Raw genomic sequence first — 16,693 nt, forward strand, 5'->3', positions numbered from 1 at the left:
TTTGTCCGATAGCAAGCTCCACCGCCTCCCCGACCTCCTCCGCCCCAACCTCCGCCTCGTCTTCGTCGGCACCGCCGCCTCGACGCGCTCGGCGGAGCTCGGGCACTACTACGCCCATCCCGGCAACCGCTTCTGGCGCGCGATCCATGAGGCCGGGATCACGCCGCGGCGCTATCAGCCGGGCGAGTTTGCTTCGCTGATCGAGCTCGGGATCGGCTTCACTGATCTCTGCAAGACGGGCGCCGGGATGGATCACCAGATCGCGGCGGAGACGATCGACGTGCCGGGCTTTCGGGCGAAGATGGACAAGTACCGACCGCGGACGATTGCGTTCACGAGCAAGAAGGCGGCGAGCTTGTTTTACGGCAGACCGTCAGCTGCGATTGCGTTGGGACGGCAGGCGCGGGATGAAAACCTACCGGGAATTTTTGTGCTGCCGTCGCCGTCGGGTGCGGCGTCCGGGCATTGGACGATTGAGCCGTGGCGCGAGCTGGCGGCGTGGATCGCCGCGTAGGGTGGGCAAAGGCGCTCTTGCGCCGTGCCCACGATCTTTCCATGGGTCCGGCAGGACGGTGGGCACGGCGCGCGAAGAGCGCCTTTGCCCACCCTACGGGACCTTGCTCTCGTGTCCCGGGCAAGCGTAGCGCAGACCCGGGACCCAGAAGCCCCGGCGCGCGTTCGCCATGGGCCCCGGCTCTGCAGCGCATCACGCCGCACTGGACGATGCTTCGCATCGCCAGGGGCGCGCTGCGCTGCGTCCGGGGCACGCCACCACCGATATTTCGCACAGTGTCTGTCGGAAAACCGCATCGTCGTTCGTCCTCTGGAAACGATCACCCCGGAGCCCCAGATGCCTCCCACCATCACCGCCTTCGAATCCTCCCCCGACCGCGGCAAGGGCCACGCGCGCGACATGCGGGTGCGCTGGGCGCTGGAAGAGGTCGGCCAGACCTACGACGTCCGCCTTCTCTCCTTCGCCGCGATGAAGCAGCCGGCGCATCGTGCGCTGCATCCGTTCGGGCAGATCCCGACCTATGAGGATGGCGATCTCACCCTGTTCGAGTCCGGGGCGATCGTGCTGCACATCGCCGAGCGCCATGACGGCTTGCTGCCGAAGGATGCGAACGCGAGGAGCCGCGCGATCGCGTGGATGTTCGCTGCGCTGAACACGGTGGAGCCGCCGATCGTCGAGCTCACCATGGCGATGCTGTTCGAGCGCGACAGGAGCTGGTACGCCGAGCGCCTGCCCGGCTTGCAGGAGCGCGTGCGCACCAGGCTCGGCGAATTGTCCCGCCGCCTCGGCAAGGCCGACTGGCTCGACGGCGCCTTCAGCACCGGCGATCTCATGATGGTGACGGTGCTGCGGCGGCTGAACAAATCAGGCCTGCTCGAGGAATTCCCCGATATCGCCGCCTATGTCGCACGCGGCGAGGCGCGGCCGGCGTTCCGGCGCGCGTTCGAGGCGCAGCTTGCGGTGTTCACGGCGGCGTCGCGTTCGTAAGCGGGTTAGCCGCTTCAGCTCAGCTGGGCCAGTTCGCGGGCGAGGTTCGCGCGGGCTTGCCGATCGAAAGTCGCGGCGAACACCGGGTCGGGAAAGATGACCTCGCGTGCCGCGAAACGGCGCAGCACGCGGGCGCGGCCGGCGCGATAGTCGTCCTCGGCGACATGGCTGAACTCCCGACGGATCGCGGCGGCATAGGCGTCGTAGCGGGCGTTATCGGCGCCGAGAATGCTGAGGTCGATCGAGATCAGGATCGCCCCGAGACGGTCGCCCGGGGGAACGTCGTGCGTTTTGGTCAGCCGGATCAGGCGGCCGACCTCCTGGCGAAGCTCGGCGCGGACGTGCTGCTCGGCGAGCTCCGCGCTGCGTTCCTCGTTGTCCGTTCGCGTCGGATCGTAGACGACGTCGTGCCACCAGATCGCTTCCGACAGCGTCTCGCGCTCGGCGGCCGAAAGACCCTCGGCGCGCGCGAGCACCGCCAGGCAATGCTCGATATGCGCGAGATTGTGATAGTGGCGGCCGGGCGCCGCATAGGCAGCGACCAATTCGTCGCGGGTCATGGGCGAGGTCTCACGTTGTCGATCTTGTCCTTGTTGATGGCCATCGTGATCTCCCGGACCAGGGGATTGCGGTCATCCTATTGCGCAAAAGGCAGTTCGCAAATGGCGCTCTGACGTAAGCGATATCCGGGAGCCCCTTCCCGCATGTCGCTGCGCTCATGCGGGCTACAAGGATTGCATCCGTTTCCACTCCCTAGCATGCTGGCCTCCGCCACCCCGGAGGAGCCCGCCCATGCTGACCCTCTACTCCTACCCAGAGCTCTTCGGCGTCGCCGACAACAACGGCTACGGCCTCAAGGTCTACGCCTTCCTCAAGCTCGCGGGCGTGCCGTTCGTGCATGAGCACGTCTTCGATGCCTCGGCCGCGCCGCGCGGGCAGCTGCCTTACATCGTCGACGACGGCGAGATCATCGGCGACAGCGAGACCATCATCGCGCATGCGATCGCGAAATATCGCCTCACGATCGACGCCGGCCTGTCAGCGGAGCAGCGCCGCACCAACCATCTCGTCACGCGCATGCTGGACGATCTCTACTGGGTGATGTCCTATTCGCGCTGGAAGGACGAGCGCTTTTATCCGGCGTTCCGCGACGCCTTCATCGCGCAGCATCCGCAGATCGACCCGGCCGGCTTCGAGAAGGCCAAGGCCTACAACGCGCAGCGCTATCATTTCCAGGGCATCGGCCGCTACACGCCCGAGCAGGCCTATGCCCGGGGGCTCGCCGATCTGAAGGTGCTGGCGGACATCGTGCCGGCGCAAGGCTTCGTGCACAGCGCGGCGCCGACGAGCGTTGATGCCGGCATCTACGGCTTCATCGCCAACATCTATTTCTTTCCGATCGCGACCCCATTGAAGGCCTTCGTCGATGCGCACGCAAACCTCGTCGCGCATTGCGAGCGGGTGCATGCGATGGTCGGGAAATCGTAGGGTGGGCAAAGCGAAGCGTGCCCACCAACCTTTGCGTATGGCACCAAGACCGATGGTGGGCACGGCGCTTCTCGCGCCTTTGCCCACCCTACGGCACCGTCTTTTACCGCATCGTGATCGCGAGCCCGCTGAGATCCGCATTCGCCATCAGGCCGACCTGGTGACCCGTCAGCTCCAGCACCGCGCCCTTCTGGTTGGTCAGCACGATGGCGCGGGCGCCGCGGCCGACCGCGAGGCCGGCACCGGCGGCGCCGTAGACGCCGGCGACATCAGAGGGGCGGTTGATGTTGGAGACGCGGCCGCGCAGCACGGTCTTGGAGCCCCCGAACACCAGGCCGTAGTCGAGGCCGCCGGTGGAGAGCCCGTACGAGCGGCCGCGGAAGTTCAGCACGCCCGAGCCGCCCGAGCCGCCGATGATCCAGCCCGCCTTGTAGATCGTCAGCGTCACGAAGCCGCTGTCGGCCTGCGCCGTCGTCGAGAGGCCAGCCAGGGCGACGATGGCGACGCACGCGGCGCGGAGGGTGGATGCGAGCTTCATGGGGGTCTCCGGGGGCTGCTTTTTAAAAGGAGGATTCGAATCAGACGGAGCGAATGTACCTGATCGATCGGGGCGGCAACATGATCGGCGGGCGTTTCCGCAAACAAGGAGGCGGCGAGACTCGCGGAAGGTCCTCATGCTCCGTCATTGCGAGCGCAGCGACTTGTCCGCCGAAGCCTTGGCGAAGGCGGAAGCAATCCAGAATCGCTCCGCGGCGGCAGTCTGGATTGCTTCGTCGCAAGGACTCCTCGCAATGACGGGGTGAATGGCCTGCTCTCTCACCACGCGCAGGCCGCACGCGGGGAGAGGCGAAGACCACCATCGCCAGCATGCCATACTACCCCTGTTTTGCCCGACGGAGCAAACGCGCACTTCCGCAATCCCGAATTTCCGAAAACCCCAACGATCTCCGCACTATCCCTACTGTGCATGGGGTTGTTTTCGCACTTTGTGTTTTGAGAAGCCCGCGCCAGCCGCTACGCTCCTGCCTCAGCCACGTCCCGAGGTGATCCCATGCCGATCCAGCATTTCGCGCCCCCGCCGCACGTCAAGGCGCCGCCGCTGTCCTTTGCGACGCGGGTTGGCGACCTCCTGTTCGTCTCCGGCATTCCCGGCTTCGATGCCAATGGCGCGCTGCCCGACGGCTTCGAGGCGCAGTTCGCCAATGTCGTCGTCAACATCAAGCGCGTGCTGGGCGAGGCCGGCGCCGGCATGCATGATCTCGTCAAGGTCAACGTGCTCCTGACCCGCGCCTCGGACGTCGCCGCGATGAACGCGCTCTATGCCGGCGCCTTCGGCCCGCCGCCCTACCCGGCGCGCACCACATGCGTGGTGCAGGCGCTGCCCGATCCGAAGATGCTGATCGAAATCGAGGCGGTCGCTTCGCTGGCCAAGTAGGCGCCGAGTCAGCTGCGTGTGACCTATCGGGCACGCGTCCAAACCAAATACGTTGGGCACGGCTGACATGTCCGTGAATGGCGGCTCCCCGGCTTGCAAAGAACCTGCTTTTACCGCACGAATTTTTTCGGTCCCATGTCCCACCACCCATGTCCCACCAGGAGATACTTCATGCGTCGCCTTCTCGCGCTCAGTGCCGTTGCCGGCATCGCTAGTTCCGTGTTCGCCGTGCCCGCCTCCGCGAAGGTCGGCTATTACGTGATCCGCTGGGACAACACCGGCATCTGCCAGGTCTGGAACGAGGACCTGCAGTACAAGCCGTTCCAGTTCGGTGTCTCGACCTACAAGGTCGTCAGCAAGCCGTTCCCGACCTTCCAGCAAGCCTCGGACCTGCAGATCAAGATGCGCGCCGAGCGGAAGTGCACGCTCTGAGCCGGACGCGAGAATAGCGTTTGAAGGGCGGGTCGCGCGGGCGATCCGCCCTTTTGCTTTGCGGTGGCCTGACGCGTTTCCCCGGCCGCCATCAGACCTGTCCCGCGCACATTCTTTGAACCTCTTCGGCGGGTGGAACTACTCACATCTTGTCCGGGGCGCATGCCAAGCGCGTCCCGCACCACCCCTCCCCGTCATTGTCGGGAGGCGCATCACATCATTCATTTGAGGAGCTGATCATGCGTCGTATTTCCATGCTGTGCGCTGCCGCCGGTCTTGCCGTCACCGCGTTCGTCGCCGCGAGCCCGGCCGAAGCCAGCTATCATCTGATCCGCTGGCAGGACACCGGCTTCTGCCAGATCTGGGACGAGAGCATCCCGACCACGCCGTGGCCGGCCGGCTATCACCGCGCCAGCGCCAGCGTGCCGACCTTCGTCGATGCGCTCGCGGTGAAGGACGCCGCGCTCAAGAGCGGTAGCTGCAAGTGGTAAGGTAATCGATCGGCGGACGAAGAACCGGGCAAGGACGCGAGCGTCCTTGCCCGGTTTGCTTTTCGAAGGCCCGTGACGCTCACGCGTCCTTGTGCGCGCCGGGATGGATCAGGATGTCGCGCGCGGCGGCGAGGTCGATGAAGGCTTCGGCGCTGCCGCCCTGGTCGGGATGCAAGCCCTTGGCGGCACGGCGATAGGCCTGGTTGATGTCCTCGCAAGTGAGCTGCACCGCGAGCGGCAGGCCGAGCACCTTGCGGGCGCGATCCTCGCTGGAAAGCTTCTTCGGCGCGGCGTTGCGGCGGCCGAAGCGCGGCGCGGTCAGATCGTGCACGACCTCGAGCACCACGCCGAGACGGCGCTGCGCCGCCAGCGTCACGCTATGATCGTCATTGTCGACGGCCTGGCGCAGCACCGGCAGCGCCTGCTCGGCAGCCTGGCGCAGCGTGACGTCGCTGCTCATCCGCGCGATCTCGGCCACCAGCCGGCCGGCCTCGGCCCAATCCGGCGCTTGCGCGGACCGCACGCGTTCCAGAGCGAGTTTCCAGGTTTCGAGCCGTTCCATCATGCGCGCAACGTTTAGCAATCAGGATCAGTATGCCAAGGCCGCCGTTTCCGACCCCTTAATTTCGCGTTAGCGTTTCGAGAAACTTCGAAACGAAAACGGGAGGAAACTGCCATGGCGCTGCTCGCAAACCACATCGCCGTCGTCACCGGCGCCGGTTCCGGAATCGGCCGGGCGATCGCCGCCGGCTATGCGCGGGAGGGGGCGCAGGTCGTGCTGCTCGACGTCAACGCCGAGACGGTGGCGGAGACGGCGCAGGAGATCCGGACAGCGGGCGGCAAGGCCGAGAGCTTTGCGCTCGACGTTGTCAGGCGCGAGGATTGCTTCGCGCTCGCCAGGCAGATCGCGGACAAGATCGGGCAGGTCTCGATCCTCGTCAACAATGCCGGCATCACCCGCCGCAACGCCTTCACCGCGGAGACCGAGACGGTGGCGAAGGACTGGAACGACATCATCTCGCTCAATCTGAACGGCGTCTTCAACGTGACGCAGGCGTTCCTCGCGCCCTTGCGCGCCAGCAAAGGCCGCATCGTCAACATCGGCTCGATCCAGTCCTTCGTGCATCTGCGCACGCCGAGCTCGGCGGCCTACACCACCTCGAAACACGGCGTGCTTGGCTTCACCAAGGCGCTCGCGGTCGAGCTCGGCAAGGAAGGCGTGCGCGTCAACGCGATCGGCCCCGGCTTCATCGAGACCAACCTCAACGCCAATGCGCGCGCGACCAATCCGGCGCTGGTGCAGGCCTTCATCGATCACACCCCGCTGGCGCGCACCGGCAAGCCCGAGGACATCGTCGGTCCCGCGGTGTTCCTCGCCTCCGACCTGTCGGCCTATGTCACCGGAACCATCGTGATGGTGGACGGCGGCTATCGCACGGTGTGAGGCGAGACTCGCGCCAATCGCGGCGGCATCTGGGCATTCTCAAGATCAATTCGGTGCAGCCCCTCCAATTAACCTTTCATTAACCAAACCCGACCACCGTAGATTCACGGCTTGGGGGTCGTTGGTTCTCGATCCGCTTCCGACGATGGAAGCGGGCGTTGATCGGGAGGTGTGTTGATGACCACTGTTCATGTCGCCGCGTCCGGGCCGGACGCACAATTCCTTGCCCCGAATCAGATCGTTCCGCTTCTGATCGGCGCCACCGTCGACGAGGTCGAGCGTGAGCTCGTGCTCCAGACGCTGGCGCGCTGCGACGGCAACCGCACGCGCGCCTCGCGCGTGCTCGGCCTTTCCGTGCGCACGCTGCGCAACAAGATCAGGCTCTATGCCGCCTCCGGCATCGACGTGCCCGCCTGTCAGGATTAGCGCACGACATCAGTCGGCCAGCGACAACGCGCTGCGCAGCCACGCGCGATCGATGAGGCGGCCGCTCGCGCCGCCGATTGATGTTGATCAAGCCTGGCACGATGCGCGGGCAGAATTGCTGCTGTCGTCAAACGCCGCTAAGTAGCTTGCTCCAGGTGAAGGGAGCGGTGGCGTGGCAGACGACCAGGGACGACGGCCGGGGCCTCAGGGGCCTCGCGGGCGGCAAGGCGAGCCGGGACGGCCGGGGCCACAGGGCCATCCGGGCCGGCGCGGCCCCGACGGCGCACGCGGCAAGCCCGGGCCGCAGGGCAAGCCGGGCCCGGTCGGGAAGGCCGGACCGCCCGGCAAGCCCGGTCCGCAAGGCAAGCAGGGCGAAGCCGGTCCGCGTGGGCCAGCCGGCGCTGCCGGGCCGCAGGGACCGGCGGGGCCGCAAGGCCCGCGCGGCGAGCCGGGTCCGCCCGGCCAATTGCCGTCGATCGAGCAGGTGCTGCCCTGGCTTGACCAGCTCTTCGACGCCTGGGACGAACGCCGCCGCCAGCGCGAGCGCGAAGCCGCTGAGCGCGAAGCGCTCGAAGCCGCCGTCCAGGAGACCGACGAGGCAACCGTCGATGACGAGGGCGATGACGTCGACGATCACCGGAAGAAAAAGAAAAAGAAGAAGCAGGGCAAGGATAGCCGACGGGTCTAGTCGGGCCGATCCTCGCGCCGCGGCAGCATGCCCATGCGCTCGAACTGCCAGCGCATGGCGCGATACCAGAGATAGCCGACCGCCGCGCCGCACAGGGCGAGGATGATCACATTCGCGCTCGAGAACGAGCCGCTCCACCACATCATCCACGCGGTCCACAGCAGCGTGAAGACGATGGCACCTGCTTTCAAAGGAAGAAGGGGGTGGCTCATGTCGTGCTCCGGGCGATCAAAACCCCGGCCGCCATCATCGCAAGCTGAGGCAGCAGGTACCGTGAGCCAGATCACGGAGCACGCTGCCTGAGCTCACGCACCGAAGCGCAGCCGCGAACGCTCTTTCGCCTTCTCCGCCTCAACTTCGCGATCGCGCGCCGGCGCATTGGTATGCAGCGACGTCAGGAGTTTTCGCGCCGCCTCGGAGACCTCGGCCACCGCACGCTCGAACGCCACCTCGTTGGCCTGCGACGGCTTGTTGAAACCCGACAGCTTTCGCACGAATTGCAGCGCGCTGGCGTGGATCTCATCCTCCGTCGCCGGCGGCTCGAAGTTGAACAGCGTCTTGATGTTGCGGCACATGCACTTTCTCCCGGCGTTTTCCTTAAGACGAAGGTCCGAGCCGAAATCCTACATCCCCCTTCTCGCTTCTGCGACCAACTTGGATGCGCATCGCCACAAGCTGCATCTCGCAGCGCATCATAAGCGGGGCGCCGGCATCGCATATTATTTGAGCATGCATTGCAGTGACGGCTCAGGCTTAATCCGTGCCAACGATAGGGAAAGACGCGCAGGACAATCGCGCGCCCATGGCACGATACGCGATGAGGAGGATCGCATGCACAGGCTCGCACTGTGCGTTTGGCTGGTTGCGGCGACAGCGCTGGCAAACGTTGCGTTCGCGCGCGACAATGGCCAATACGACCACGTTCCGCCCGACATCCGCGCCTGGTTCAAGAGCGTGATCGCGCCGAACGGGGTTCCCTGCTGTGACATCTCCGATGGCCATCGCACTGAATACGACGTGCGCAATGGCGCCTATTGGGTGCCGATCGAGGGACAATGGATGGAGGTGCCCGAACGCGCCATCATCCGCAACCAGGGCAATCCGATCGGCCAGGCCGTGGTGTGGTACGTCCATCACCGCGGCTCGATCATCATCAGCTGCTTCGTGCCGGCGGATGCGGTGTAACGCGCCTTGGTGATTTCCATTGGCTGGCGACGGCCCGATCGGGTAGCTTGAAGCCTAGCTGAAGCGGAGGCACGCCGTTGACCGATCTTAGCGCCGAAGACCTCGCCACCATCTATGCCAAGCCGAGCCCGCGCGTGATCGCGAAGGCACGGCCCGCGATCGATGCGCATGCGAAGAAATTCATCGAGATGTCGCCATTCTGCGTGCTCGCGACATCGGGAGCGGACGGCAGCGTCGACGCCTCGCCGCGCGGCGGCGGCATCGGCTTCGTCCGCGTCGCCGGCCCCAACCAGCTGCTGATGCCCGACCGCTCCGGCAACAACCGCATCGACAGTTTCCGCAACGTGGTCGAAGGCTCAGGCTTCGTGCATTTGCTGTTCTTCGTGCCGGGCATCGAGGAAACGCTGCGCGTCGGCGGCCGCGGCACGCTGTCGGCCGACCCGGATCTGCTCGCCTCGATGGTGGAATTCGGCAAGCCGCCGCGCGCGGTGCTGAATGTCGCGGTCAGCGAGGTCTATTTCCACTGCGGCAAGGCGCTGATGCGCTCGAAGCTGTGGTCGTCGGAGAAGGTGCAGCGCTCGGTGATGCCGAGCATCGTCACGGTCATTCACGAGCAGACCGGCCTCGGCGAACCGGCGAGCCAGGAGGCCGTGGAAGAGCTCTACAAGACGCAGCTGTAGCCGAGAGCGGTTCCGCAAAACGAAACGTCGTGCGGCAGCACGTGGATGGCCGGGGTCAAGCCCGGCCATGACGATGGAGGGAGCCGGGCCTCGCTTAGTGCCCCTCGCCCTCGAGCCCGCCGACATGCTTCTGGGTGTAGAGCTCAAGGCCGATGCGGCCGATCAGATCGAGCTGGGTCTCGAGGAAGTCGATGTGGTGCTCCTCGTCGCTCATCAGCTTCTCAAACAGGTCGCGTGTGACATAGTCCTTGGCGCTGTGACAGTAGGTCGCCGCTTCCTGATAGAGCGCCCGCGCGCTCATCTCGGCGGCGAGATCGCACTCGATGATCTCCTTGACGTTCTGGCCGATGCGCAGGGGATCGAGCACCTGCATGTTCGGAAAGCCGTCGAAGAACAGGATCCGCTCGGTGAGCTTGTCGGCGTGCTCCATCTCCTCGATGGACTCCTTGCGCCAGACCTTGGCCATGTCCAGCAGGCCCCAATTGTCGAGGAATCGGTAATGCAGCCAGTACTGATTGATCGCAGTCAGTTCGTGACGCAGCGCCTTGTTGAGATAGTCGATGACTTTTGCGTCGCCCTGCATGGTTCACTCCAGCTCTTGCAGTCCAAATCGGTCCCAAACCGAGTTTAGAACGCTTCTAAATCACTTTGCGAGCGAGAGCAACCGGCTACGGGAACCCAGCCGGGGAAAAGCTCAGCCGGAATTGCGGAAGTTTTCAGCAAGCCGCGAGGGCGAACTCGGCGGGTTCGGCGGTCTCGTCGTTGGCGGCCACGGTGTGGCTATGCGGGCAGCCGGCGCAGCAGGACTGCGCACAGGGGCCGAGCGCTTCGTCGATGATACTCTTGATCGTCCGGGCGCAGCGGCCGCATTCGGCGCTGCAGCCGAGACAGCCATAGACCTGTTTGGCATGCCGCACGGCGTCGTCGGACTCGGCGACGGCGGCGCGGATATCATCATCGCTCAGCACATTACAGGAACAAACGATCATGGAAGCGGCAGGCCCTTCGGTGATGCGCCATCATCGATATTTAACAGGCCGGCCGGATGCAAAAGGAAAAACAGGTATTTGAAGCTATTCCAAACTGGCCTGATCAAAGCCTAGAACGGCTCTAAATCAAGCTCTTGCGCTGGATCAAGATTGTAGCCGGACTAGTCGCCGCCACCGCCGCCTCCTCCACCGCCGTCGCCACCGCCTCCGCAGTCGCCGCTACTGCTGCTATCGCTGCTCGAACAGCTTGCGCCGTCGCTCGGGTTCCCCGAACTGCCGCCGGAGAACCAGCTTCCCAGCGAGAAGCCGTCATTCGTCCCGGAATAGGTGCTGTCCCCGCTACTCCCTCCGTGGCTGCCGGCGGTGGCGCGGGAGCGCCGTGCGCGGTTCTGGAGATGTGCGATCCAGCCGTAGCCGATCGCGAAAACGATCCCGGCCGCAATCAGAGCATTAACCATCGCGTTGCCCATCATCGTCTCCCGGTGGGACCCATACCAATTGGTCGTCTCCGGCAAAGGTGCCGTTCATTGATCATTCAAGCGAAATATGGAACCTTGCGGTCCAAAGGTTCCCGCGTGTTCGTCTGAAAGGTCAAGCAATGAAGAAGTCGCTCCTGGCGGTCGCTGCCGTCGCCATTCTGGCCCTGACGGCCGGAACGCCGGCCCATGCCCAGCGCGGTGTCGCGGCAGGCGTGGCGGCCGGGATCATCGGCGGCGCCATTGTCGGCGGCGCGCTGGCTTCTCCGTATTATTACGGACCAAGCTATGGCTACTATGGGCCGGGTTACTATCGGCCGCGCTACTACGCCCCGGGTCCAGGCTATGTTGCCGACGACTATTACGGCGGCTGCGTCTGGCAGAAGCAGCGCTTCTGGGATGGCTATGCCTGGCGCGTCCGTCGCGTCCGAGTCTGCGGCTGAGGCGCGCCAAGCCGGTTGACTGCGGAGCGCCGTTCATCTCAGGGCCTGAAAAAGACCGCTTTTTCTCGTCACAGCTCCGTGTGCGTTTACCGTGGATTGACCATTTGCGCGCTTCCTAGCTGCAAGGCCAATTCCATCAGAGTGTGCGTGAACCTTTGAAACCCGGGCGCCTCTAACAGGAGGAACCCATCTCCCAGGAGAGCCAAGAGCATGAACAAGACTTTAGTTGCCGCGCTCACGGTCGCGACGGTCGCCGGTTCGCTGGTGACCGCCGCTCCGTCCGCGAAGGCCCATGACGGCGTCGGCGCCGGTATCGCAGCCGGCCTGATCGGTGGCGCCATCGTCGGCGGCGCCATCGCCTCCAGCCGTCCCGCCTATGGCGGCCCCGTTTACATCGCCGAGCCCCCGCCGCCCGCGCCCTGCTACTGGCGCCGCGAGCGCTATTGGGACGGCTACGGCTGGGTCAGCCGCCCGGTTCGCGTCTGCTACTGATCTGATCGCAACGCGCTCATGAGCGCGGCGATCGAGGCCCGGCCGAGCACCTCGGCCGGGCTTTTTCTTTGGTCGCACGCTATCGCGCCGCCTGGATCGAACGCAGCACCTCTTCGCTCGGCCAGCAATCGACCTTGAGGCCCGCCGACTTCTGATAGGCGCCGAGCGCGGCACGCGTCTGCATGCCGGCCTTGCCGTCGATCTTGTCCTTGTAGAGTCCGATCCGCGTCAACCCGCGCTGCATGGTCTCGACGTCCTTGGTGCGCAATTGCTTCGAGGCGGACCAGGGCGTTGCGAACGGCAGCGGGCTCGTCATGCGGTCGCTGAGATGGCCGACGAACAGCACGTAGAGATCGGAGAAATTGTATTCCTTGATGACGAAGTAATTCTTCGTGGTCAGGAATGACGGGCCGTAGATGCCTTCGGGCTGGAGCAGCGAGGCCGGCTGCGCCTGCTCGGCGGCGCTGAGCTTTTGGCCGCGTACCGGGACAAAACCCTCGCGCAGCCATTGGCCGATCGGCTTCGTCACCTCCGGCACGCCCGTCGTGCAATCGACCTTCGCCGGCGCCTGCACCTCGTAAGCCCAGCGCACGCCGCTCTGCCAACCCTTGTTGACGAGCTGCTGCGCAGCCGAGGCCAGCGCATCCGGCACCGAGTGCCAGATGTCAATGCGGCCATCGCCGTCGAAATCGACGCCATGCTTGTAATATTCGGACGGCAGGAACTGGGTGAGGCCGGTCGCGCCGGCCCAGGACGAGCGCATGTCCTTGCGCGTGACGACGCCCTCATCGAGGATCTTGAGCGCGGCAATGAACTCGTTGCGATACTGATCCTTTCGGCGTCCGACATAGGCCTGCGTCGCCAGTACGCGCACCAGATCGTAGGGCAACGTGTGCCGGCCATAGTCTGTCTCGCGGCCCCAGATGGCGAGCATGACGGTCGCCGGTACCCCGGACTTCTTCTCGATCTCGTCCAGCGAGGTACGATGCTTTTGGAGCAGCCGCTGCCCCTCGCCTGCAAGCCGCGCGATCGAGGCTTCCTTGACGTAGTCGGCCGGCACCTGCACGAACTCGGCCTGCGACGGCGCGCCAGTCGCCGGCCGCCCGGGCAAGAGCAGATCGGGCAGCTTGTAATCGGGCTCGAGTCCGCGCGTCTGCTCCTCGAACGTCTTGCGCGAGACGCCGGCCTCCTGCGCTTCCGGCCACAACGAGGCGATGAACTGTGTGAAGGCGGCGTCGGCAGCATGGGCGGGCGAGCAGCCGCAGGCGATAACGATCACCGCAGCAATACGCGCCCGCCGCATCATGCCGCGATCACCGCGTCAGCTTCTTGTACTTCACGCGGTGCGGGATGATGCTGTCCTGGCCGAGCCGGCGCATCTTGTCCTTCTCGTAATCCTGGAAATTGCCTTCGAACCATTCGACGTGGCTCTCGCCCTCGAAGGCGAGGATGTGCGTCGCGATGCGGTCGAGGAACCAGCGATCGTGGCTGATGATGACTGCGCAGCCGGCAAAATCCTCTAGCGCCTCTTCGAGCGCGCGCAGCGTGTCGACGTCGAGGTCGTTGGTCGGTTCGTCGAGCAGCAGGACGTTGGCGCCGGACTTCAGCATCTTGGCGAGGTGGACGCGGTTGCGTTCACCGCCCGAGAGCGCGCCGACCTTCTTCTGCTGGTCCGCGCCCTTGAAGTTGAACGCCGAGCAATAGCCGCGCGAATTGACTTCCTTCTTGCCGAGCAGGATCAGCTCGTTTCCGCCGGAGATCTCCTCCCACACCGTCTTCTTGCCGTCGAGCGCGTCGCGCGACTGGTCGACGTAGCCGAGATGCACGGTCTCGCCGACCGTGATCGTGCCCTTGTCAGGCGTCTCCTGCTTGGTGATCATCTTGAACAGCGTGGTCTTGCCGGCGCCGTTCGGACCGATCACGCCGACGATGCCGCCCGGCGGCAGCTTGAAGGTGAGATCGTCGATCAGGAGACGATCGCCGAAGCCTTTGCTCAGGCCTTCGAAATCGACAACGTTGGCGCCGAGCCGCTCGGCGACCGGGATGATGATCTGCGCGGTCTGGGTCTGCTTCTCGCTCGCCTTCTTCAGCAGCTCCTCATAGCGCTGGTAGCGCGCCTTCGACTTGGCCTGGCGGGCCTTCGGCGACGAGGCGACCCATTCCTGTTCGCGGGCCAGCGTCTTCTGGTGCGCCGCATCCTCGCGACCCTCCTGCTCCAGACGCTTCTGCTTCTGCACCAGCCAGGACGAGTAATTGCCCTCGTACGGGATGCCGCGGCCACGATCGAGCTCGAGGATCCAGCCGGTGACGTTGTCGAGGAAGTAACGGTCGTGGGTGACGATCAGGATCGCACCGGGATAATTGCGCAGGTGCCCTTCCAGCCACGACACGGATTCCGCGTCGAGATGGTTGGTCGGCTCGTCCAGCAGCAAGAGCTCGGGCTGGTCGAGCAGCAGGCGGCACAGCGCGACGCGGCGGCGCTCACCGCCCGAGAGTTTCGTCACGTCGGCATCGTCGGGCGGACAGCGCAGCGCGTCCATGGCCTGGTCGACCTTGCTGTCGAGATCCCACAGGCCCTGGGCCTCGATCTCGTCCTGCAGCTTGGTCATCTCGTCGGCGGTCTCGTCCGAATAGTTGACCGCGAGCTCGTTGTAACGGTCCAGGATCGCCTTCTGCTTGGCTACGCCCTGCATGACGTTTTCGCGCACGGTCAGCTTGGAATCGAGCTGCGGCTCCTGCTCGAGATAGCCGACGCGGGCACCCTCGGCGACCCAGGCTTCGCCGGTGTATTCCTTGTCGAGACCGGCCATGATCTTGAGCAGCGTCGACTTACCCGAGCCGTTGACGCCGAGCACGCCGATCTTGGCGTCCGGGTAGAAGCTCAGATGGATGTTATCGAGCACCTTCCGGGTCGGGTAGCTCTTGGTCAGGCCCTGCATGAAATAGATGAACTGGCGCGCCATCGGTCCCGTGAAACCTTCGATTTGAGGAAATTTTGCTTGCCGCCGATGTAGCGATCCCGCCCCCAAAGGGCAACGTTTTCCGTCCGTTCACCACGGATGAATACGGTCAGGAAACCATCCGGCCACCGATCCGGACAATTGAAACCATCTTTTAATAAATCAGGCCAAAGCTCGGTTTCGCGCGGAAACAGCGCCACCCGCTCAGAACGAACGGGGAGCACAGCGAGGCCGCATCATGGCTCTGATCGAGACCCATTCTCTTCCTGTTCCGGCAGGAGCCGGGCGCGACTCCGGGTTCGCCTCGGAGATCAAGGCCTTCTGGAAGCGCTTCTTCGTCACCGCCTTCAATCCCTACCGGCCCGAGCTGCATTACATGCGCGGCCCCGGCCCCGCCTGGCGCGCCAAGCACGGCATGGATGCACCGTTCCGCTTGAAGCCGCGCGACCTCTGAGCGACGATCTCCTATCGGATTTTTGAAGGCGCAGGCTGCTTGCGCGCCGGCGCGATTGCGCGCAAACCATGGCCAGGTTCCGATGACGGCGCCCGCCCGGCGCCTTCACCTCTCGCCATGGATGAACGCTGATGAGCCGGCTGCGCTGCGCGATCCTCGACGACTATTTCAATCTCGCCCTCGACGTCGCCGACTGGCCGAAATTGTCGGATCGCGTCGACATCACCGTGTTCAGCCATCCCTTCGCCTCCGAGCAGGCCGCAGCCAGTGCGCTCACCGAGTTCGAAATCATCTGCGCGATGCGCGAGCGCACGGCATTTCCCAAGAGCCTGTTCGATCGCCTGCCGAAGCTGAAGCTGCTGCTGACGTCGGGCATGCGCAACGCTGCGATCGACATCGAGGCCGCGAAAGCGCGCGGCATCGCCATCGGCGGCACGCAATATTCCCGTGATCCGACGGCGCCGCTCGCCATGGGTCTGATCCTGGAGTTGACCCGCGGCATCGGCCGCGAGAACGCGCGGATGCATGCGGGCGAGTCCTGGCAGACCTTTGCCGGTGTCGAGATCGAAGGGCTGACGCTCGGCGTCGTCGGGCTCGGCAAGCTCGGCAGCAAGATGGCGGGCATTGCGAAGGCGTTCGGCATGAACGTGATCGCCTGGAGCCCGAACCTCACCGCGGAGAAATGTACGGCGGCCGGCGTCGGCTACGCCTCCAAGGAGGAGCTGTTCGCCAAGGCCGACATCGTCACCATCCACGTGGTGCTGAGCGAGCGCTCGCGTGGCCTCGTCAGCCGCGCGGATCTTGCGCGGATGAAACCGACGGCCTTCCTGGTCAATACCGCGCGCGGGCCGATCGTGGATGAGCAGGCGCTGCTGGACGCTTTGCAGCAGCGCAAGATCGCAGGTGCCGGATTGGACGTGTTCTCGGTCGAGCCGCTGCCGGTCGACCATCCCTTCCGCAAGCTCGACAATCTCGTGCTGACGCCGCATCTGGGCTACGCCACCACGGATGGTCTGCGCATCCATTACGGCCAGATGGTCGAGGCGATCGCCGCCTTCACCAAAGGCGGCGAGCTGCCGCGGAAGCTGGCCTGAACGAAAAGGGCGTGC

General features: G+C 65.0%; 25 protein-coding genes. 15 read left to right on the plus strand and 10 right to left on the minus strand.

The window, feature by feature from the left end; all coding sequences use genetic code 11:
* Window position 1 precedes the first annotated feature (1 nt).
* Window positions 2-514 (plus strand): mismatch-specific DNA-glycosylase, encoded by a 513-nt coding sequence (locus ABIA40_RS21220; protein ID WP_271542763.1) that lies wholly within the window; start codon window positions 2-4, stop codon window positions 512-514.
* Window positions 515-850: 336 nt separating this feature from the next.
* A complete protein-coding gene (locus ABIA40_RS21225; RefSeq protein ID WP_404543138.1) occupies window positions 851-1,501 on the plus strand; it encodes a glutathione S-transferase family protein in 651 nt (216 codons plus the stop codon).
* Between the two features lie 14 nt (window positions 1,502-1,515).
* Here ABIA40_RS21225 and ABIA40_RS21230 read toward each other — a convergent pair whose 3' ends face one another.
* Entirely contained in the window at window positions 1,516-2,061 is a 546-nt protein-coding gene (locus tag ABIA40_RS21230) for a phosphohydrolase (protein WP_404543140.1), read from the minus strand.
* Window positions 2,062-2,293: 232 nt separating this feature from the next.
* Between ABIA40_RS21230 and ABIA40_RS21235 the strand changes: the two genes are divergently transcribed.
* On the plus strand, window positions 2,294-2,989 hold the full coding sequence (locus ABIA40_RS21235) for a glutathione S-transferase family protein (protein ID WP_404543142.1): 696 nt from the start codon (window positions 2,294-2,296) through the stop codon (window positions 2,987-2,989).
* A gap of 103 nt (window positions 2,990-3,092) precedes the next feature.
* On the opposite strand, the gene ABIA40_RS21240 is transcribed toward ABIA40_RS21235, so the two are convergent.
* Window positions 3,093-3,527, minus strand: coding sequence for a hypothetical protein (locus ABIA40_RS21240; protein WP_157281643.1), 435 nt, complete (start codon window positions 3,525-3,527; stop codon window positions 3,093-3,095).
* Window positions 3,528-4,040: 513 nt separating this feature from the next.
* Here ABIA40_RS21240 and ABIA40_RS21245 point away from each other — a divergent pair.
* From ABIA40_RS21245 to ABIA40_RS21255, 3 genes are all read left to right on the plus strand, one after another.
* Complete coding sequence (locus ABIA40_RS21245) at window positions 4,041-4,424, plus strand: RidA family protein (protein ID WP_157281647.1); 384 nt, start codon at window positions 4,041-4,043, stop codon at window positions 4,422-4,424.
* Window positions 4,425-4,595: 171 nt separating this feature from the next.
* On the plus strand, window positions 4,596-4,856 hold the full coding sequence (locus ABIA40_RS21250; protein WP_057026969.1) for a hypothetical protein: 261 nt from the start codon (window positions 4,596-4,598) through the stop codon (window positions 4,854-4,856).
* 239 nt (window positions 4,857-5,095) lie between these two features.
* The gene (locus tag ABIA40_RS21255) at window positions 5,096-5,347 is read left to right on the plus strand and encodes a hypothetical protein (RefSeq protein ID WP_271542772.1); all 252 of its coding nucleotides are present in this window, start codon (window positions 5,096-5,098) and stop codon (window positions 5,345-5,347) included.
* Between the two features lie 79 nt (window positions 5,348-5,426).
* Here ABIA40_RS21255 and ABIA40_RS21260 read toward each other — a convergent pair whose 3' ends face one another.
* Entirely contained in the window at window positions 5,427-5,912 is a 486-nt protein-coding gene (locus ABIA40_RS21260; RefSeq protein WP_271542774.1) for a J domain-containing protein, read from the minus strand.
* Between the two features lie 111 nt (window positions 5,913-6,023).
* Between ABIA40_RS21260 and ABIA40_RS21265 the strand changes: the two genes are divergently transcribed.
* From ABIA40_RS21265 to ABIA40_RS21275, 3 genes are all read left to right on the plus strand, one after another.
* Window positions 6,024-6,791 (plus strand): SDR family NAD(P)-dependent oxidoreductase, encoded by a 768-nt coding sequence (locus ABIA40_RS21265; RefSeq protein WP_271542776.1) that lies wholly within the window; start codon window positions 6,024-6,026, stop codon window positions 6,789-6,791.
* A gap of 177 nt (window positions 6,792-6,968) precedes the next feature.
* A complete protein-coding gene (locus ABIA40_RS21270) occupies window positions 6,969-7,217 on the plus strand; it encodes a helix-turn-helix domain-containing protein (RefSeq protein WP_157281651.1) in 249 nt (82 codons plus the stop codon).
* A gap of 172 nt (window positions 7,218-7,389) precedes the next feature.
* Window positions 7,390-7,905 carry a collagen-like protein gene (locus ABIA40_RS21275; RefSeq protein WP_404543145.1) on the plus strand — a complete coding sequence of 172 codons (516 nt, stop codon included), beginning with the start codon at window positions 7,390-7,392 and terminating at the stop codon, window positions 7,903-7,905.
* On the opposite strand, the gene ABIA40_RS21280 is transcribed toward ABIA40_RS21275, so the two are convergent.
* Both ABIA40_RS21280 and ABIA40_RS21285 read right to left on the minus strand, forming a co-directional pair.
* The gene (locus tag ABIA40_RS21280; protein ID WP_157281653.1) at window positions 7,902-8,117 is read right to left on the minus strand and encodes a hypothetical protein; all 216 of its coding nucleotides are present in this window, start codon (window positions 8,115-8,117) and stop codon (window positions 7,902-7,904) included. The two genes, ABIA40_RS21275 and ABIA40_RS21280, sit on opposite strands and share 4 nt — an antisense overlap.
* Window positions 8,118-8,210: 93 nt before the next feature.
* Window positions 8,211-8,480, minus strand: coding sequence for a DUF2277 domain-containing protein (locus ABIA40_RS21285; protein ID WP_157281655.1), 270 nt, complete (start codon window positions 8,478-8,480; stop codon window positions 8,211-8,213).
* Window positions 8,481-8,736: 256 nt separating this feature from the next.
* Here ABIA40_RS21285 and ABIA40_RS21290 point away from each other — a divergent pair, with 256 nt between their 5' ends.
* The gene (locus ABIA40_RS21290; RefSeq protein WP_271541860.1) at window positions 8,737-9,090 is read left to right on the plus strand and encodes a hypothetical protein; all 354 of its coding nucleotides are present in this window, start codon (window positions 8,737-8,739) and stop codon (window positions 9,088-9,090) included.
* 77 nt (window positions 9,091-9,167) lie between these two features.
* Window positions 9,168-9,770 (plus strand): MSMEG_1061 family FMN-dependent PPOX-type flavoprotein, encoded by a 603-nt coding sequence (locus ABIA40_RS21295; protein ID WP_036042123.1) that lies wholly within the window; start codon window positions 9,168-9,170, stop codon window positions 9,768-9,770.
* 94 nt (window positions 9,771-9,864) lie between these two features.
* Here the strand turns inward: ABIA40_RS21295 and bfr are convergent, their stop codons facing one another.
* The 3 genes from bfr to ABIA40_RS21310 all read right to left on the minus strand — a co-directional run bounded on the left by bfr (window position 9,865) and on the right by ABIA40_RS21310 (window position 11,232).
* Window positions 9,865-10,353, minus strand: a complete 489-nt coding sequence (bfr, locus tag ABIA40_RS21300; protein WP_036013205.1) for a bacterioferritin — start codon at window positions 10,351-10,353, stop codon at window positions 9,865-9,867.
* Between the two features lie 133 nt (window positions 10,354-10,486).
* A complete protein-coding gene (locus ABIA40_RS21305; protein ID WP_036013202.1) occupies window positions 10,487-10,759 on the minus strand; it encodes a bacterioferritin-associated ferredoxin in 273 nt (90 codons plus the stop codon).
* A gap of 161 nt (window positions 10,760-10,920) precedes the next feature.
* Entirely contained in the window at window positions 10,921-11,232 is a 312-nt protein-coding gene (locus ABIA40_RS21310; protein ID WP_404543147.1) for a hypothetical protein, read from the minus strand.
* A 125-nt stretch (window positions 11,233-11,357) separates the two neighbouring features.
* On the opposite strand from ABIA40_RS21310, the gene ABIA40_RS21315 reads away from it, so the two are divergent.
* Together ABIA40_RS21315 and ABIA40_RS21320 are read left to right on the plus strand one after the other, a co-directional pair.
* Window positions 11,358-11,678 (plus strand): hypothetical protein, encoded by a 321-nt coding sequence (locus tag ABIA40_RS21315; RefSeq protein ID WP_404543148.1) that lies wholly within the window; start codon window positions 11,358-11,360, stop codon window positions 11,676-11,678.
* 210 nt (window positions 11,679-11,888) lie between these two features.
* Entirely contained in the window at window positions 11,889-12,170 is a 282-nt protein-coding gene (locus tag ABIA40_RS21320) for a hypothetical protein (RefSeq protein ID WP_036013199.1), read from the plus strand.
* 79 nt (window positions 12,171-12,249) lie between these two features.
* Here the strand turns inward: ABIA40_RS21320 and ABIA40_RS21325 are convergent, their stop codons facing one another.
* Together ABIA40_RS21325 and ettA are read right to left on the minus strand one after the other, a co-directional pair.
* Complete coding sequence (locus ABIA40_RS21325; protein ID WP_404543149.1) at window positions 12,250-13,476, minus strand: lytic murein transglycosylase; 1,227 nt, start codon at window positions 13,474-13,476, stop codon at window positions 12,250-12,252.
* A 7-nt stretch (window positions 13,477-13,483) separates the two neighbouring features.
* Window positions 13,484-15,133, minus strand: a complete 1,650-nt coding sequence (gene ettA, locus ABIA40_RS21330; protein WP_404543150.1) for an energy-dependent translational throttle protein EttA — start codon at window positions 15,131-15,133, stop codon at window positions 13,484-13,486.
* 235 nt (window positions 15,134-15,368) lie between these two features.
* On the opposite strand from ettA, the gene ABIA40_RS21335 reads away from it, so the two are divergent.
* Window positions 15,369-15,584, plus strand: coding sequence for a hypothetical protein (locus ABIA40_RS21335; RefSeq protein WP_128263772.1), 216 nt, complete (start codon window positions 15,369-15,371; stop codon window positions 15,582-15,584).
* 131 nt (window positions 15,585-15,715) lie between these two features.
* A complete protein-coding gene (locus ABIA40_RS21340; RefSeq protein ID WP_404543151.1) occupies window positions 15,716-16,678 on the plus strand; it encodes a D-2-hydroxyacid dehydrogenase family protein in 963 nt (320 codons plus the stop codon).
* The last annotated feature ends 15 nt before the right edge of the window (window positions 16,679-16,693 follow it).

This window comes from Bradyrhizobium sp. USDA 223 (assembly GCF_044909005.1).
Lineage (GTDB): Bacteria > Pseudomonadota > Alphaproteobacteria > Rhizobiales > Xanthobacteraceae > Bradyrhizobium > Bradyrhizobium yuanmingense.

Coding starts and splice junctions, on each gene's coding strand:
- ABIA40_RS21270 (WP_157281651.1), top strand. CDS start 6,969: ATGACCACTGTTCATGTCGCCGCGTCCGGGCCGGACGCACAATTCCTT.
- ABIA40_RS21245 (WP_157281647.1), top strand. CDS start 4,041: ATGCCGATCCAGCATTTCGCGCCCCCGCCGCACGTCAAGGCGCCGCCG.
- ABIA40_RS21305 (WP_036013202.1), bottom strand. CDS start 10,759: ATGATCGTTTGTTCCTGTAATGTGCTGAGCGATGATGATATCCGCGCC.
- ABIA40_RS21230 (WP_404543140.1), bottom strand. CDS start 2,061: ATGACCCGCGACGAATTGGTCGCTGCCTATGCGGCGCCCGGCCGCCAC.
- bfr (WP_036013205.1), bottom strand. CDS start 10,353: ATGCAGGGCGACGCAAAAGTCATCGACTATCTCAACAAGGCGCTGCGT.
- ABIA40_RS21340 (WP_404543151.1), top strand. CDS start 15,716: ATGAGCCGGCTGCGCTGCGCGATCCTCGACGACTATTTCAATCTCGCC.
- ABIA40_RS21260 (WP_271542774.1), bottom strand. CDS start 5,912: ATGATGGAACGGCTCGAAACCTGGAAACTCGCTCTGGAACGCGTGCGG.
- ABIA40_RS21310 (WP_404543147.1), bottom strand. CDS start 11,232: ATGATGGGCAACGCGATGGTTAATGCTCTGATTGCGGCCGGGATCGTT.
- ABIA40_RS21335 (WP_128263772.1), top strand. CDS start 15,369: ATGGCTCTGATCGAGACCCATTCTCTTCCTGTTCCGGCAGGAGCCGGG.
- ABIA40_RS21290 (WP_271541860.1), top strand. CDS start 8,737: ATGCACAGGCTCGCACTGTGCGTTTGGCTGGTTGCGGCGACAGCGCTG.
- ettA (WP_404543150.1), bottom strand. CDS start 15,133: ATGGCGCGCCAGTTCATCTATTTCATGCAGGGCCTGACCAAGAGCTAC.
- ABIA40_RS21325 (WP_404543149.1), bottom strand. CDS start 13,476: ATGATGCGGCGGGCGCGTATTGCTGCGGTGATCGTTATCGCCTGCGGC.
- ABIA40_RS21285 (WP_157281655.1), bottom strand. CDS start 8,480: ATGTGCCGCAACATCAAGACGCTGTTCAACTTCGAGCCGCCGGCGACG.
- ABIA40_RS21225 (WP_404543138.1), top strand. CDS start 851: ATGCCTCCCACCATCACCGCCTTCGAATCCTCCCCCGACCGCGGCAAG.
- ABIA40_RS21250 (WP_057026969.1), top strand. CDS start 4,596: ATGCGTCGCCTTCTCGCGCTCAGTGCCGTTGCCGGCATCGCTAGTTCC.
- ABIA40_RS21315 (WP_404543148.1), top strand. CDS start 11,358: ATGAAGAAGTCGCTCCTGGCGGTCGCTGCCGTCGCCATTCTGGCCCTG.
- ABIA40_RS21240 (WP_157281643.1), bottom strand. CDS start 3,527: ATGAAGCTCGCATCCACCCTCCGCGCCGCGTGCGTCGCCATCGTCGCC.
- ABIA40_RS21235 (WP_404543142.1), top strand. CDS start 2,294: ATGCTGACCCTCTACTCCTACCCAGAGCTCTTCGGCGTCGCCGACAAC.
- ABIA40_RS21280 (WP_157281653.1), bottom strand. CDS start 8,117: ATGAGCCACCCCCTTCTTCCTTTGAAAGCAGGTGCCATCGTCTTCACG.
- ABIA40_RS21265 (WP_271542776.1), top strand. CDS start 6,024: ATGGCGCTGCTCGCAAACCACATCGCCGTCGTCACCGGCGCCGGTTCC.
- ABIA40_RS21255 (WP_271542772.1), top strand. CDS start 5,096: ATGCGTCGTATTTCCATGCTGTGCGCTGCCGCCGGTCTTGCCGTCACC.
- ABIA40_RS21320 (WP_036013199.1), top strand. CDS start 11,889: ATGAACAAGACTTTAGTTGCCGCGCTCACGGTCGCGACGGTCGCCGGT.